Consider the following 14737-nt stretch of genomic DNA (forward strand, 5'->3'; position numbering starts at 1 on the left):
ATGATTTATAGTTTTACTTCGATTTCACTTGTTTGCCGTCCAAAGAATCGCGGTCACGCAACGCAACCTCCGATTCAAACCGCTTGCGTTCAGTACGTTCAATTTGGACAATTCTTCCATCGTGAACAACTATTTGAACCGTACCGTATTCCAAGCCATTCACTGAGCCAAGAATTCTCTTTGTCCAAATTTCATCTACTTCTAATGGTTTGGCCATATTGATCCCTCCGCGCTTTTATATTTCCTATGTGTATACTCGGATTAACACTTAAAAAAATTTGCTGTCATTCCTTTAACGCCTATATCGTCCAATCATGCCACTCGCTCTTTTGCTTTTCTAATGAATTCAGCCAATTTTTTGTAGTTCCAATTAATTGTTGATAAGATTGATTTGTTGAAAACGTATGATCCGCTTGGAAAATGATTTCTTTGTCGCATTGCCCTTGCGATCTCATCCAAAAAAGCTTTTGATACAAGAAGCAATAATCGACAGGAATCACGTCATCATTCGTACCATGCACGAGCAGGACATCCCCGCTAAACCTTCTCGTTTGCTCAAAAGGCTGATGTCTTGGCAATGATTCGAAAAAGGACGGCTTAAATGAATATCCCAAGTAATCAGCGTTCCCGAATTGTACAGCATCCTCATATAGCTTTTTTCCGGTAATTTTAACAATATCATTAAATGGATGGGCAACTGCCGACCAAAGTACCAATGTTTTGACTCTCTTGTCCCGCGCAGCAGTTAGAATGGCTACAGCACCACCCAGACTATGACCAAGCAAAATAACACGAGCAGGATCCACGCAATCTATTCCTAACGCATAGTCGATCACACTTCTCGTTTGATCAATCAATGCATCAAGTCCACCAGAACCGTAGTCTCCAGTACTCTCTCCGCAGCCTGCAAAATCGAAGCGAAGAACCATATAGCCTTGCTCACTAAATTCACGTGCTGATTTAATAAACAACCGGTCCACGCCAATTCTATTCCCGACAAAGCCATGCGCTATAATAATGATTGGGTTTTTAGAGCCCGTGGATGTGGGATAATGCAGAGTCGCAGCAAGTTCGGCATCATCGCTTTTTATCGTAATCTGGTGTTCCATAGCAACTCTTCCTTTCTGAGAGCTTTGAAGCAAGCTTGCCACAGGAGCGGCCGTCTAAGCTTTGCAAGTGCAAGCCTGCATCGTAAGCAAAGTTTATATGTGCACAGGTAATGGATCAATTTTCAGGCCATTTTCTATCGTTCGGTGATTCTGACCATTGAACAGGTAAACACGATGGATTAACACATATACGGGATCAGACAGCTTTAACGTTTCCAATTCCAATGAACGGTATGCGTACAGCTTTTGCCCTTTGACTTCAACCTCTACCTGCCAATTCGTCCCCCGGAAATAGATGTTCTTCACTGTACCGATCTCAGCAGCCGATAGATAGGCTATTTCATTTTTGTACCCAATTTCCACAAATTCTGGACGAATGATAGCTTTGGAATTAAAATGTTCGGTTTGTTCAAAGCCTCTAAAATCTGAAATTCGTTCTATCTGGTTCGATTCCCCAATAAAGCTTGCTACAAAAGGCGTCTCAGGATGCTGGTAAATCTCAATCGGCGATCCTTTCTGCTCAAGAATTCCTTGGTTAATGATCATAATCTCATCGGCCACCTCGACCGCTTCTTCTTGATCATGTGTAACAAATATCGTGGTGATTCCTACCCGGTTTATCATTTCCTTCAACCATGTGCGCAGCTCTTTGCGGACCTTGGCATCAATAGCGGCAAAAGGTTCATCAAGCAGCAGCAGCTGCGGCTCAGGAGCAATCGCTCTGGCAAAAGCTACCCTCTGACGTTGACCGCCGGACAGTTGATGCGGCAGCCTCTTCTCCAGGCCCTTCAATCCCGTAAGCTCAATCAATTCACTGACACGTGATTTAATTTCTTGCTTGGAACGCTTTTGAACCGTTAACCCAAACGCAATGTTGTCGTAAACACTCATATGCCTGAAGAGCGCATAGTTCTGGAATACGAACCCGATTCCACGCTGCTGCGGCGGTAAGTGGTTCACTTTATTTCCGTGAAATAAAATCTCTCCAGAATCCGCATCCTCCAACCCGGCTAACATGCGTAAAATGGTTGTTTTGCCGCCACCGCTCGGTCCAAGCAAACCGATAAGCTTACCTTTTTCAATCTCGAAGCTTACATCTTTGGTAGCTTGAAAGCTGCCAAAGCTTTTCATCAAGTGTTTGGCTATAATATGCATGCTCCCTTACTCCCCTTCCAACTGGTGCTGCTGTCTTTCATGCTTCCACTCAATAAGACTCTTTACAATCAGCGTAACTACAGCCAGTAAAACCAAAAGAGAAGCAATGGCAAATGCACCTGCAAAATTATATTCGTTATACAAAATCTGAATGTGCAGCGGCATCGTGTTCGTTGAACCTCTAATGTGCCCAGATACGACCGATACAGCTCCAAACTCACCCATCGCTCTCGCATTACAAAGGATGATTCCGTACAATAAACCCCATTTGATATTAGGCAAAGTTACCTTCCAGAAAATTCTCCAGCCCTTGGCCCCCAAAGTTACGGCAGCTTCCTCTTCTTGCACTCCCTGTGCCTGCATTAAAGGCAGAAGCTCTCTTGCAACAAAAGGAAAAGTAACGAACACCGTAGCCAACACGATTCCCGGTAAAGCAAAAATTATTTTGATGTCATGCTCTCCAAGCCAAGGACCGAACCAGCCTCTTGCACCAAATAACAGAACATATACAAGACCGGATATAACAGGTGATACGGCAAAAGGCAGATCAATCAAAGTTATCAGCAAATTTTTTCCTTTAAACTTAAACTTGGTGATAGCCCATGCTGCACAAACTCCAAACACTACATTAAGTGGTACAGCAATTGCTGCTGTTAACAAGGTAAGCCTTATTGCTGAAGCAGCATCCGGTTCAACTAACGCCTTGAAATAAATTTCAGTACCTTTCCTGAATGCCTCCACAAAGATGGAAACTAAAGGCAGCACCAATAATAATCCAAGAAAAAGTAAGGCTATACTTATTAAAATCCATTTTACTACCGTCGGTTCAGTAATATGTTTGGGTCTATCTACCGCTACCGAACCTGCTTTCACGGTCGCCACATATCCGGCCATTGAGGATCCTCCTGAGAACTTTCCATAGGAAAGTTTACTTCCTTAGCGTTTAGCATTTACTGAATTACACTCTAGCGAAGCTTACTAAGTAAGCATATGCTATACGGATGCGTTGAATCGATTGGCACGCCACTGCAAGTAATTGATAACTAGCAGCATGAGGAATGAAATCACGAGCATGACAAGCGCAATCGCTGTAGCACCGGCATAATCGTATTGCTCAAGCTTTGTCATTATAAGCAGCGGGGCAATCTCTGTTTTCATTGGCATATTGCCCGATATGAATACAACGGAGCCATATTCACCTACCGCTCTGGCAAAAGCAAGCGTAAATCCTGTCAGCAAGGCCGGCAGCAGCTGGGGAAAGATTACTCGGACAAAAGTTCGCAAGCGCTGAGCGCCGAGACTGACTGCCGCTTCCTCGATCTCTTTCTCCAGCTCCTGTACAACCGGCTGCAGCGTCCGTACTACAAATGGAATACCAATAAAAGTCAGTGCCAGCATGATACCGAGCGGAGTATAGGCAACCTTAATACCAAGTGGTTCAAGAAAGCTGCCTATCCATCCATTCTTCGAATATATGGTCGTTAAGGCGATACCTGCAACGGCTGTCGGAAGCGCAAAAGGAAGGTCCACAAGCGCATCAATAAAGCGTCTACCCGGAAACGTATATCTCGCCAAAACCCAAGCCACGATAAATCCAAAAACTGTATTTACTAATGCTGCACCGAGCGCCGTACCGAAGCTGATTTTGTACGACGCAATTACACGGGTATCGGTGATTGTATGCCAGAATTGAGCCCACGTAAGTCCCGAGGTTTTAATAAAAATGGCGGATAACGGAAACAGGACAATTAAGCTGAGATACAACACGGTAAAGCCCATTGTCAAACCAAATCCGGGTAAAATGCTGCGCTCTTTCCAAGCCTTTGCCATGGATTTCTCTCCTCTGACTCTTAAGGTTTATAAATTTGATCGAACACTCCGCCATCGCTGAAATGTGTTTTTTGCGTTTTTGTCCAACCGCCGAAATCATCAATCGTAAACAGGTTTACTTTACCAAACTGGCTTTCATATTTTTTGGCTACCGATTCCAAACGCGGACGGTAATAATTTTTTGCAGCAATCGTTTGGCCTTCTTCTGTGTACAGGTACTCAAGGTAGGCTTGCGCTACTTCACGTGTACCTTTTTTATCAACTACCTTATCAACAATAGCAACCGGTGGTTCTGCCAACACACTTAAAGATGGAGTTACAATTTCATATTTGTCTTTACCGAATTCATTAATAGACAGGTAAGCTTCATTCTCCCACGCAATTAGAACATCACCGATACCACGCTGTACGAATGTTGTTGTGGAGTCACGAGCCCCGGAATCAAGTACAGGTACATTTTTGAAAAGCTTAGTCACAAAATCTTTCGACTTTGCTTCATCTTTTCCAAACTTTTGATCAGCATAGCCCCAAGCCGCTATGTAGTTCCAACGAGCTCCGCCTGATGTTTTCGGATTCGGAGTAATTACTTCCACGCCTGGTTTAATTAAATCATCCCAATCTTTGATACCTTTTGGGTTTCCTTTTTTAACTAGAAAAACGATAGTTGATGTGTAAGGTGTACTGTTCTGCTTCAATTTCTTTTGCCAATCCTTTTGGATTAATCCCGCTTGTTCAATCGCATCAATATCATAGGCAAGCGCCAAAGTAGCAACATCAGCCTCTAACCCATCGATGATTGAACGGCCTTGCTTACCGGAGCCGCCATGAGACGCTTTTACCGTAACGGTTTGACCTGTTTTATCCTTCCAATAGGCGGAGAAAGCTTTATTGTATTCTTGGTATAATTCACGAGTAGGATCGTAGGATACATTTAGTAGTTCAACTGGAGGCTTTGCAGCAGTCGTCGCAGGCTTAGCGTCAGGAGCAGCTCCTGAAGTTGTTCCGGATGCTGCCGGTGCAGTTGTTCCACCGCCGCATGCGGATAGACCTAATAAGGATAAACTAACGAGACTAAGCACGGACCATTTTTTCCAATTCAATAGGCTTGTATTTGACATGTAATATTTCTCCCCTCAAATATACGGTTCTCATGATAACTAGTACTCGCATCCGATAATCAGGATGTTAATCCTGGTTTGATCTCCGGTGGTCCGGTTGATTTAATCTTATTCCGATGTGTTTACTATGTTTTATAAACAGTATATTATCATCGCCTTCGAAAGGTGTCAATCGTTTTTTTGTAATAAATTACAATCTACACAACGTCTTGTGGCGTCCTTGGGATACGATCTATGTTTGTGGCGTTTGGAGGGATGTATGGTAAGGATTACAGCCGCTGTTGAAGTCGTGTTCCTTTGAATTACAGGCTTGCAGCGGCTGGAACACGAGCTTCAAAGGTAGGTTACATACCCGAGCAGTGTCCGATGATGGGTAGGGGGGACCCTCCACTCCACACCCATTCCCTCTTTTGTTCTACTCTGTGCTTTAACTCAGCTCACTTAAGTTGTGCAAGAAAAAGGCTTTGTGCCAGGAGTTGCAGATTTTATTCACATCAGCGGAAGTACTTGTTCCGTTATCACCTGAAAAGATCAAAAACCAGAGAAACAAAGGAACCGCTAGTTCCGTTATCTCTCTGGTTTTGCGTGTATTGACCCCATTTAATCCAAATAACGGAAGTTGGTCTTCCGCTATCGCCTTCTATTTGAAGCATGGAATCAAATAATGGAACTCACTGTTCCGTTCAATCCTTCTAAGCTCTTACTAGGGTTCACACCTGTACAAATAATAAGAATCCCTTCCCTTGATCGTCGTTAAGTACATTAAAGATCCTGAGGTTTAACGATATTTTAATCTAAGTAAGGTAGATAATAGAAACCTGGCCGATGGCCAGGTCCTTGGTGTACAATCTACGTTTGTGCGTTGGGAGGGAATCGGGTATGGGATTCCGGCCGCTGTTGAAGTCGTGTTCCTTTTGAATTTATGGCTTGCAGCGGTTGGAACACGAGCTTCAAAGGCGGACGCTATCGCTCCTCCATCCCACACCCGTTCCCTCTATACGGTTCTACTTTACTGCTTTCTGCTACCTCTTTCTTTGCTGCTCCTAACCTATCGGCCAGGCGGTATTCATAGCCATGTACCCCTTGGTAGTACTCCGGGTACATCTCTCCATCACATACTTCGCACCTAAACTGCGGCGGCACCTCAGGATCCCCGTCGTCCATCCTCCCTTCTTCGCCTTTACGATCCATTTCATCGCTTCTTTTTGCCATTCCGTAACAAGCTTTTTACTCAAGCTTTTCGTCCTACGTGAGTAGACACCGTAATGTCGGATCGTCTTAAATTGTTCGTCTCGAATATGTCGAATCACCCTCGGTATAAACTCTTCTACCGTAACGGTTTCTCGCTGTTCTTCTCCATCTGTTTTATCTGTATACCGAAACGTCACACACTGTCCATCATAGGCCTCGATCCGACTTATCGTGATCGCAGGTCGACGCATATAACGGCCAGCATACCCTAGCTGCATCTTCACATCCCCCTTTTGCTTCAGGGCAAACCCTTTTCATTTTCTGAATAGGCCTTCTGTAACAGCGGCTGTATTTTTTTCTTTTCTTCGGCATTAACATGCTTTCTTATCTGCTTCCATACGACCGTTTGCCACTGCTTTCGCAGCATTTCAAATGGAATGAAGTCATACTTTTTCTACTCCCCGTTACTTTTCATTCCCCCCATTGTCACTAGCATATGGATATGCGGGTTGAAATTCAGCTGCGAGCCAAACATATGGAGCCCTGCAATAATTCCCGGGATCACTTTATGCTTCATCTCAAAATACTCCTTTGGGGAACTCCAAAAACTTAAAAAAAGGCCTCCTGACGGAGGCCTTGGTTCTCACCCTATTGTTCTAGTTATTTGCAGGATGAGGCTGTTTCGAGCAATCACTGCAATAACCAAAAATTTCAAACCGATGATTCATGATTTCAAAATCTTCAGGCAGATGGGGCACATGCTTCATTGGACAAAATTCAAAAGTAACCGTTTTTTCACATTGAATACAGATCATATGATGATGATGGTGAGATTGACATCTTGCGCGGAACTTAAGTCCATCATTCAAATAAAACTGCTCCAGCACACCCATTTCACTCAGAAGCCGTAAGTTACGGTACACAGTATCAAAGCTGACTCCCGGATATTTGGGGCGCATCGAATCATATACGTCTTTGGGTGACAAGTACCCTTCGGCTTCTGCAAAGAGGGTTGCCAGGCTTTTGCGCTGATCGGTTATTCTCCACCCTTTGGATGCCATTGCTTTGACCATATCTTGAACGGTTTCTTGTATACTCTGCTCATGATTATGATTATGATTTTCCATCATTTATCCCTCAATTTATGCATTCTTTAGTTTAATAATGCCCTATCTAGGTATGAGAGTCAATCTTTTTGCTCTACAACCGCCTTCTCCAGAGCCTCTAACTCCAATGCCAGCTGCTGTTTGGAGAAATGCTCTCCAATAAAAACAGCCACGCTAGGGAGCTCTTCCTTAGGCGTTATTTTAACGAAATCCATTTCACGGTAAGCATATTGAAACATAAATGGGCTTGTTGTATCTGAGAAGCGCAATATTCCTTTGGCACGATATACATTGGCAGGAAGCCTTCCGACAAGTGCTTCAAACTGCTCACTATCTATGGGGGCTTTAAAATAGTGAGTGTACACCATAACATGATCGTGAGAATGATGCGTCACGGCTTCCTTGTGGGTTGCAGGACTATCTCCCTCATGCTCATGATGGTGGCCAGGATCTGTACATGCCGCTCCATGCTCATGATCATGCGAACAGGTTGTGTGGTCTGACTCTGAATGATCCGGATTATTGGAACGATTAACAAGATCTCCCGGTTCCCCCTCCAATCGGTCGAACAATGTCAAATCGATATGGCATCGTACCGTTGCAGTAATTGGAGCGACAGCGTTCCATCCGCGGATCACAATTTCGAGCTCGCCTAGATCTGCCGGAGCTATCAAGTCTGTTTTATTTAAAATAAGATGAGTGGCACAGCGAATCTGCTCCTGCATCAGCCGGTATGTTTTCCCGGCACCCTTCCGATGCTGCTCCAGTAGTTGAGCTGCATCTACTACGGTAATTACAGATTTGAGTTCAAGCTCAGTCAGCAAAGAAGCATCAGTGACCCCATCCAACATTTCCATAGGATTTGCAGCTCCGGTACATTCAACAAAAATAACATCAGGTGAATTCTCCTGAATCAATTCTCTCAGTTCCAGCCCCAAGTCACCGCGAATCGTGCAGCAAATACAGCCGCTCAGCATTTCTGACATAGGAACGCCTTCTTCAACAAGCATTCCATCCAGATTCACATCACCCAGCTCATTCATAAGTACGGCCGGCTTTTTACCGCTTTGCTTGTAGTAATCCAGCGCTTGTGTTAGCAAAGTTGTTTTGCCGCTACCCAAGAAACCGGATAAAATATGCACAGGTACAGCTTGTTTCATTGTGGTCCTCTCCTTGGAGTTTTGCTTTTTTAGCAAAACTTACTTCTTCATGTATTTACAATAACTTATATGTAGAAAATTGTAGTCCTGTGTTGATCAAATGTCAATTTAAAAGTAATTTTTACAATTATATACTCAATTCAAACAGCAGCCTTCTAATTTGATACAATACAACATAAATGCATAGTGGTGGCCGCATTTTAACTCTAATGGCTTTTATTAATGAACTATTGCAGGAGGATGCCATGAACCGTCTTCTAGGACCCTCAATTCAAATCGACCCGTCGTTCCCCTATTATCTAAACCGTTCTGAGCAAAGCATTGCTGATGAGCTGGAGCTTGCAGGGTACCGGGTAATCCATTACTTTGTGACCGATGAGACGAAGGTAAATCAGAAGCTGATTGAACAGCTGCAAGATAGAGGTATGGCTGTGTGGGCGATGGTATTAGGCAATGGCGCCTATACAACTGAACATTTGCCAAAGGACTGGCCGGACTGGCAGATGGTGCTGCTTAAGCCTGTAAACGATGGCTACTTCCGCTTTTCACCATTCAGCTATAAATATACGGCTTGGAAGAAGCAGGCACTTGCAGAGCTGGTACGGAAGTATCCCTTTGATGGCCTGGAAGTGGCGGAACCTTATTTTCCTGAGTGGAATGGCCTTGCCAACGGAGTTTACGGAGACGTGGGTCCCTACGCCAGAGCCGCTTTTAAACAGCAATATGGCTCCGAGATACCGGATTTCAAACATCGCTCCAATCCGAATTATTATAAAAACAATCCCATTCTGTATCGTCAATGGATCGAATTCAGAGTTTGGACTGTGAACCGATTCTTGTTTGAGCTATTTAATGCTCCAGGTGGAGTTCGCGAGGCCCGGCCCGACATTAGAATTGCAACCTGGTCACTTGGTATTCACGCTGGTCCTGATTCGGTCGAAAAGCTGCGGGAATTTCAGGGACTTGATGCTGCAGCAATGATCTCAACGGTAAGACCTGATGTACATTTTATTCAAACCCATTGGCCGGATTGGATGCGACCGTTTCTTAAACCCGATTACTGCAAGCATTACGAGCCGTTTGCCGCTAAAATTAGAGCCATTCATCCGCATATTCCGATTGGGGTGCAGGCAGATATTGGCTCTCTTCAACGAATGAGGCGCAGTCGGACCTGGTTAAATGACTTTGCCTCCAATGCAGCCAAGCTGGGTTATTCAACCTGGACTGCTTACGAATATCATTTGGGCAAATATATGTATGACGAGGCCCCCGTTCCATTATGTGCCAAACGTATTGGAGCAGAGCAAATTATGATTTATTTTCAAAAGCGCGTTAAAGTTTCAGATGCAGTAAAAGCTGTTCAAATTATTCGCAACGGGAAGCCAGATAACGCACTGCCTGTTGAAGTAATCCGAGTTGACGGAAGCAACATACTGCTGCGCAGCAGTCATTTCCCCCCTGAGAGATTTCAGCTTTCTATCTCTAATATTGAGGATACGCCGAACTTATGGTTATTTCCAAGTAAACATGCCACTGAAGCAGCACAGCCTTGTTATTTAACTGTAGAAGAAGAGTGAGTAAAGTGTTGTAAGATTAAGGAGCAGTTAATTCACAAAAGGAAGAGCCGAATGAGATTCAAACGGCTCTTCCTTTATCGTTTAGCGAAAAAATGGCTCCGATAAATATTTATTGAGCATTTGTGCTCATTTGCTTATCCAGCTGTTCAAGCACAAACGGCCAAGCATATTCGTGACCGTCCCTCGATTCCTCATCAGGGAATCCTGCATGTGTAAGACGCAGCAGCGTACCGGTGCTATTAGGCTCCAGCTCAACGGTGACTACCGTCTCAGCTCCCTTTGTTCCTCCAGCTCCTGTAACCCATGTTATCTCAACAAGACGATCTTGTTCAAGTCTAAGAAATCTTCCATAGTGGGGATGACGTTGTGCCTCGCTTTGCGCCTCATGTTTGTAAATGGTCTCAAAGAAGAAGACCGTATTGACTTCACCCTGCATGATCACTGAACCCGGTGCTGCAAACCAACGGTCGAATTGCTTGGTCCATGCCTTGAAGAGTACGTCAGGTGACGCAGCCATCAGACGCTCCGTTTTCAGAGTAAAGGGTCTAGATGAAAGGTCTGGAAAACAAATCGGTGATGTCATCAGATCGTCAATCCTTCCCGATTAGTGAATTTTCAACGCAAACGCTTTTTAAACTGATAGTAAAGAAAACAGCCGACACAGAAGCCACAAATTGCAATTAGTGCGGCAATAGCCACCATAGCGGCAGCAATGTATCCAGCAACAGCAGAATGAATCACCCAAAAACAAAATAAGGAAATGGTCAACAGGATAACGGCAATGGAGTTGTTAAATCGCAGCAGCTCGGCTGATTCCGTTTGGGCTCCTGCCACACGTGAGGCTAAAAACGGTGTTGCCAATCTGACAATCAAGTTAGCTCGAAAGCCTCTCCATAATCCAATTACTTGAATTGCCCATATTGCGGCGATAAACACCGGTTGCTGCAATACGATGGCCAGAACAACAAAAAGCACAATTCCAGCTTGATTCGCCCGAACATACGGTACAGGAATTTCACGCATTTTTGCTTAGCCTCCTCCTTCATTATGATCAAACGCTATAGATTTGAAACCTTCTTCATAAATGATGAGATTGTCCATCACTGCGCTTATGCCTGCTCAAGCGCAACCTTCCCGGTGCTCTTATCTATTAAGATAAGCCTTCCCTGCACAACGCCGCCTCCAGCGTCGGTCAAGGTCATTGCAGAGCTGCTTCCTTGCTCTACCAATTGACGGGCATCCCGCTCCGACAGGTCTGCGCCGAAGCTGTCCTTCCAGATTACAAAGCCGCAGCCGGCTTTGTATTCCGTACAGCCATAGCCGCGCTTGCCGGCTATGATCCTGCCCGCGCAGCCCGACCGTGGGCAAGCCGCGATACCGACGCGCTGCGCAGCACCCGGCTCGGGCACGCGCCCGGCGCTGCTGCGCTTGGCGCGCGTGCGCTTCGCAGGCGCGGCTGCGTCGCCCTCGCTTGCTTCGGCATCCGCCGAAGCAGCGCTGCGCTTACGCGGCGCACGCTTAGCCGCAGCTGCCGCCGGCTGCGCCTCGCTTTCGAAGGCTTGCTTCGCCGCCCTCGACTGGATGCGAACCTTCTCGATGATCAGGTTCGTGAACTTCTTCACGTTAGCCATGAACGTGTCATCCGAAGCCAAACCACGCGCAATTTCATTAAGCCTGCGTTCCCAATGGCCGGTCATTTCCGGCGATGTCAACAGATCGACGCCTGCTTGGCGGATCAGCTCCACTGCCATGCGCCCCTTCTGGGTAATGACAATTCGTTTCCCCTGCATCACAATATAGCCTACATGCTTGAGCCGCTCGATAACCGAAGCGCGCGTTGCAGGTGTGCCAAGACCGGAGTCCTTCATCGCATCGCGAAGCTCCTCATCTTCAACCTGCTTGCCTGCGCCCTCCATAGCTTTCAGCAGAGTTCCTTCCGTATATGACTTTGGCGGCTGCGTCTCCTTTTCTTTGGCGGCTATTTTAGAGCATTGTACACCTTCATCTTCCTTCAGGCTAAAGGGCGTACTAATCTCCTCTTCGGCGGCTTGGTCTTCATCCTCATTTTTTTCAGCCTTGCCCTTTGCTTTAGGCTTATCCTTCTTCTGATCGGCATAAATAACCTTCCAACCGATAGAAAGCAGCTGTTTGATCGTGCTTTTGAACGACTCCTGCTCAACAGAAGTTAGAACGGTATGCACCTTATATTCCGCTGCTGGATAGAAATGGGATAAAAACCTTCTTACAACTAAGTCATAAATATGCTGCTCGTCCGCCGATAATCCGCCAGCCTTTTTATGTGTAGGTAGTATAGCGTGGTGATCTTCGACCTTGGCCGGGTTGCAAACCGCTTTATTATTTTTATGCACAAAACGTTTCTCCGCCCCAGCCACCAGCTCGTCATAAGAAGTACCGCGAAGCTGATCCAACGCTCGATGCATCTCGGGTATGTTTTGTTCATTCACGTAATTTGAATTGGTCCGCGGGTAGCTGATAACTTTATGCTTCTCATACAACGCCTGCGCTACATCCAGCGTCTTTTTTGCTGAAAACCCGAATTTCGCATTCGCTTCCCGCTGCAAAAGTGTCAAATCATACAGCTTAAAAGGATATTCCTTCGTATCCTTTACTTCGTAGCTGGCGATAGTGCCAGGCTTTTTCTTGCATTTATCTACAAGGGCCTGGGCCTTCTCAGGATCCGTCAATCTATCCCCCTGCCACATCCCTTTATATTCGGTTTCTTCTTGTGTAAAAATCGCTTCTACATCATAAAATTTGTTGGAGCTAAACGCTTCGACTTCCTTTTGACGATCATACAAAATCGCCAGTACCGGTGTTTGCACACGGCCAACTGACAGCAGCACCTGATGCTTGGTAGTAAAAGCCCGCGAGCCATTCATCCCAATTAGCCAATCCGCTTCGCTCCGGGCACGGGCCGCTTTAGTTAAATTCTCGTACTCCGCACCTTCCCGAAGCTCGGCAAAACCTTTGCGGATAGTCTCCGGTGTCAAATCGGAAATCCACAGCCTTTTTACCGGTTGCGGTAATTTCAAATGCCTTTGAATGAGCGAAAAAATATGCTGCCCCTCTCGTCCCGCATCACAGGCATTAACAAGCCTTTCACTACGCTTGGCCAAATCGGCTATCACCTTTAATTGATCCTTCGTTTTGGCATTGGGCACCAGCTTGAAGTGATCTGGAATGATCGGTAAATCTTGAAAATTCCATTTCTTATACTTCTCGGCATAAGCATCCGGCTCGGCCAAGCCAATCAGATGCCCAATAGCCCATGTAATAATATATTGCTCTCCTTCTATATATGTCCGGAAATTTTTGGCCTTAGGATCAATAGCGGCCGCAATATTGCGCCCCATATCAGGCTTTTCAGCAATAATTAATGTCTTCAATAATACATTCGCCCCTCATACAAAAAAATACCGCTTATTTGATTTCAATTCAATCCATGTATGCTATAGCTTAATCTAATCCCCGGTTATGTCAATGGGTAGTCTGGTCTATCTCAATCATATCAGCAGTACTTGAACTGTTCAATCCAAGAAAGCTTGCCGATTTAATTACCTTGCTTGTTACATATAAACAGACAAAAACCCTGTCGTCAAACGGCAAGGTTTTTGTCTGTTTATATGTAACCTCTAGCAGAAAGCCTGCCAGCAATAAAATTTATCCGGCTTATAGAGCCGCGCCTTTTCCTCCATCAACATTCACAGAGGTTCCTGTTACATAGGAGGCTGCATCAGATACTAGAAAAGCGATAACATTAGCCGCTTCCTCTGTATTTCCTATTCGACCAAGTGGAATAGCATGCTTCGGATCCGTGGCGAATTGCTCCCAAGTCATATCCGGCGCCATCTTCTTCCACATTTTCTCAATCTGATCACTTCGAATCGTACCTATACATACAGCATTAACTCTTATACCGTCAGCCGCCAAATCTTTGCTCATAGCATTGGTAAGCGCCAAACCGGCAGCACGGCTTACAGAAGTAGGTAAGGATGAGGCCGCTGGTGTTTTGGCTGCAGAAGTAGCCAAGTTAACAATAGCCCCTCCGCCTGCCTTACGAAAATGAGGGATCGCCGCACGAGAACAATGGATCGCACCGAATAATTTCAAATCAAGATCATGTGTCCATGTTCCTGTTTCTACTTTTTCAAACGAGTCAGCGGCAGCGGTACCTGCATTGTTGACCAAAATATCCAATCGGCCAAACCTAGCCGCAGTCTCGGCTACGGCCCGCTCACATTCCTCCTGCGAGGTCATATCCGCCTGAATAACCAATGCCTCCTTACCTGTATTCTCGGTAATGTACGCGGCAGCTTTCTGCAAATCATCCTCATTGCGAGCGCAAATGGCTACATTGGCACCTTCCTTCGCTAATGTAAGAGCCGTGTGAAATCCAATCCCTTTACTTCCTCCGGTAATAAGAGCAACCTTTCCTTGTAACCCTAAATCCAAATGTACTCACTCCCTCCT

At 45.4% G+C, this 14737-nt stretch carries 13 protein-coding genes and 1 pseudogene; 1 reads left to right on the forward strand and 13 read right to left on the reverse strand.

Annotated features, from left to right (window positions below; all coding sequences use genetic code 11):
- Positions 1 to 13 precede the first annotated feature (13 nt).
- The 9 genes and pseudogenes from NV381_RS11175 to NV381_RS11220 form a co-directional block, all read right to left on the reverse strand.
- Positions 14 to 217 carry a YezD family protein gene (locus NV381_RS11175; protein WP_258213367.1) on the reverse strand — a complete coding sequence of 68 codons (204 nt, stop codon included), beginning with the start codon at positions 215 to 217 and terminating at the stop codon, positions 14 to 16.
- 82 nt (positions 218 to 299) lie between these two features.
- Positions 300 to 1109 (reverse strand): alpha/beta hydrolase, encoded by an 810-nt coding sequence (locus NV381_RS11180; RefSeq protein ID WP_258213368.1) that lies wholly within the window; start codon positions 1107 to 1109, stop codon positions 300 to 302.
- A 93-nt stretch (positions 1110 to 1202) separates the two neighbouring features.
- The gene (locus NV381_RS11185; protein WP_258213369.1) at positions 1203 to 2264 is read right to left on the reverse strand and encodes a sulfate/molybdate ABC transporter ATP-binding protein; all 1062 of its coding nucleotides are present in this window, start codon (positions 2262 to 2264) and stop codon (positions 1203 to 1205) included.
- Positions 2265 to 2270: 6 nt separating this feature from the next.
- On the reverse strand, positions 2271 to 3158 hold the full coding sequence (gene cysW / locus NV381_RS11190) for a sulfate ABC transporter permease subunit CysW (RefSeq protein ID WP_258213370.1): 888 nt from the start codon (positions 3156 to 3158) through the stop codon (positions 2271 to 2273).
- Positions 3159 to 3257: 99 nt separating this feature from the next.
- Positions 3258 to 4094: a sulfate ABC transporter permease subunit CysT gene (gene cysT, locus NV381_RS11195; RefSeq protein ID WP_258213371.1), complete on the reverse strand. Its 837-nt coding sequence runs from the start codon at positions 4092 to 4094 to the stop codon at positions 3258 to 3260.
- Positions 4095 to 4114: 20 nt separating this feature from the next.
- Positions 4115 to 5212: a sulfate ABC transporter substrate-binding protein gene (locus NV381_RS11200; protein ID WP_258213372.1), complete on the reverse strand. Its 1098-nt coding sequence runs from the start codon at positions 5210 to 5212 to the stop codon at positions 4115 to 4117.
- Positions 5213 to 6381: 1169 nt separating this feature from the next.
- Positions 6382 to 6995: pseudogene (locus NV381_RS38425) on the reverse strand (IS91 family transposase); the annotation flags it as partial.
- A 64-nt stretch (positions 6996 to 7059) separates the two neighbouring features.
- Positions 7060 to 7530 (reverse strand): Fur family transcriptional regulator, encoded by a 471-nt coding sequence (locus tag NV381_RS11215; protein WP_258213544.1) that lies wholly within the window; start codon positions 7528 to 7530, stop codon positions 7060 to 7062.
- Between the two features lie 59 nt (positions 7531 to 7589).
- The gene (locus tag NV381_RS11220; RefSeq protein WP_258213375.1) at positions 7590 to 8669 is read right to left on the reverse strand and encodes a CobW family GTP-binding protein; all 1080 of its coding nucleotides are present in this window, start codon (positions 8667 to 8669) and stop codon (positions 7590 to 7592) included.
- 245 nt (positions 8670 to 8914) lie between these two features.
- Here NV381_RS11220 and NV381_RS11225 point away from each other — a divergent pair, with 245 nt between their 5' ends.
- On the forward strand, positions 8915 to 10246 hold the full coding sequence (locus NV381_RS11225) for an N-acyl-D-glucosamine 2-epimerase (protein ID WP_258213376.1): 1332 nt from the start codon (positions 8915 to 8917) through the stop codon (positions 10244 to 10246).
- A gap of 109 nt (positions 10247 to 10355) precedes the next feature.
- Here the strand turns inward: NV381_RS11225 and NV381_RS11230 are convergent, their stop codons facing one another.
- From NV381_RS11230 to NV381_RS11245, 4 genes are all read right to left on the reverse strand, one after another.
- Positions 10356 to 10829, reverse strand: a complete 474-nt coding sequence (locus NV381_RS11230) for an SRPBCC family protein (RefSeq protein WP_258213377.1) — start codon at positions 10827 to 10829, stop codon at positions 10356 to 10358.
- 32 nt (positions 10830 to 10861) lie between these two features.
- Positions 10862 to 11269: a DUF4395 domain-containing protein gene (locus NV381_RS11235; protein WP_258213378.1), complete on the reverse strand. Its 408-nt coding sequence runs from the start codon at positions 11267 to 11269 to the stop codon at positions 10862 to 10864.
- Between the two features lie 86 nt (positions 11270 to 11355).
- Entirely contained in the window at positions 11356 to 13653 is a 2298-nt protein-coding gene (locus NV381_RS11240) for a DNA topoisomerase 3 (RefSeq protein WP_258213379.1), read from the reverse strand.
- A gap of 283 nt (positions 13654 to 13936) precedes the next feature.
- Positions 13937 to 14719, reverse strand: a complete 783-nt coding sequence (locus NV381_RS11245; RefSeq protein WP_258213380.1) for an SDR family NAD(P)-dependent oxidoreductase — start codon at positions 14717 to 14719, stop codon at positions 13937 to 13939.
- Positions 14720 to 14737 lie beyond the last annotated feature (18 nt).

The sequence above is a fragment of the Paenibacillus radicis (ex Xue et al. 2023) genome, assembly GCF_024722015.1.
Lineage (GTDB): Bacteria > Bacillota > Bacilli > Paenibacillales > NBRC-103111 > Paenibacillus_S.

Excerpts from the sequence above, each read along its gene's own strand:
- cysW (WP_258213370.1), bottom strand. The coding sequence starts at position 3,158 with ATGGCCGGATATGTGGCGACCGTGAAAGCAGGTTCGGTAGCGGTAGAT.
- NV381_RS11180 (WP_258213368.1), bottom strand. The coding sequence starts at position 1,109 with ATGGAACACCAGATTACGATAAAAAGCGATGATGCCGAACTTGCTGCG.
- cysT (WP_258213371.1), bottom strand. The coding sequence starts at position 4,094 with ATGGCAAAGGCTTGGAAAGAGCGCAGCATTTTACCCGGATTTGGTTTG.
- NV381_RS11220 (WP_258213375.1), bottom strand. The coding sequence starts at position 8,669 with ATGAAACAAGCTGTACCTGTGCATATTTTATCCGGTTTCTTGGGTAGC.
- NV381_RS11200 (WP_258213372.1), bottom strand. The coding sequence starts at position 5,212 with ATGTCAAATACAAGCCTATTGAATTGGAAAAAATGGTCCGTGCTTAGT.
- NV381_RS11215 (WP_258213544.1), bottom strand. The coding sequence starts at position 7,530 with ATGGAAAATCATAATCATAATCATGAGCAGAGTATACAAGAAACCGTT.
- NV381_RS11175 (WP_258213367.1), bottom strand. The coding sequence starts at position 217 with ATGGCCAAACCATTAGAAGTAGATGAAATTTGGACAAAGAGAATTCTT.
- NV381_RS11235 (WP_258213378.1), bottom strand. The coding sequence starts at position 11,269 with ATGCGTGAAATTCCTGTACCGTATGTTCGGGCGAATCAAGCTGGAATT.
- NV381_RS11225 (WP_258213376.1), top strand. The coding sequence starts at position 8,915 with ATGAACCGTCTTCTAGGACCCTCAATTCAAATCGACCCGTCGTTCCCC.
- NV381_RS11185 (WP_258213369.1), bottom strand. The coding sequence starts at position 2,264 with ATGCATATTATAGCCAAACACTTGATGAAAAGCTTTGGCAGCTTTCAA.
- NV381_RS11230 (WP_258213377.1), bottom strand. The coding sequence starts at position 10,829 with ATGACATCACCGATTTGTTTTCCAGACCTTTCATCTAGACCCTTTACT.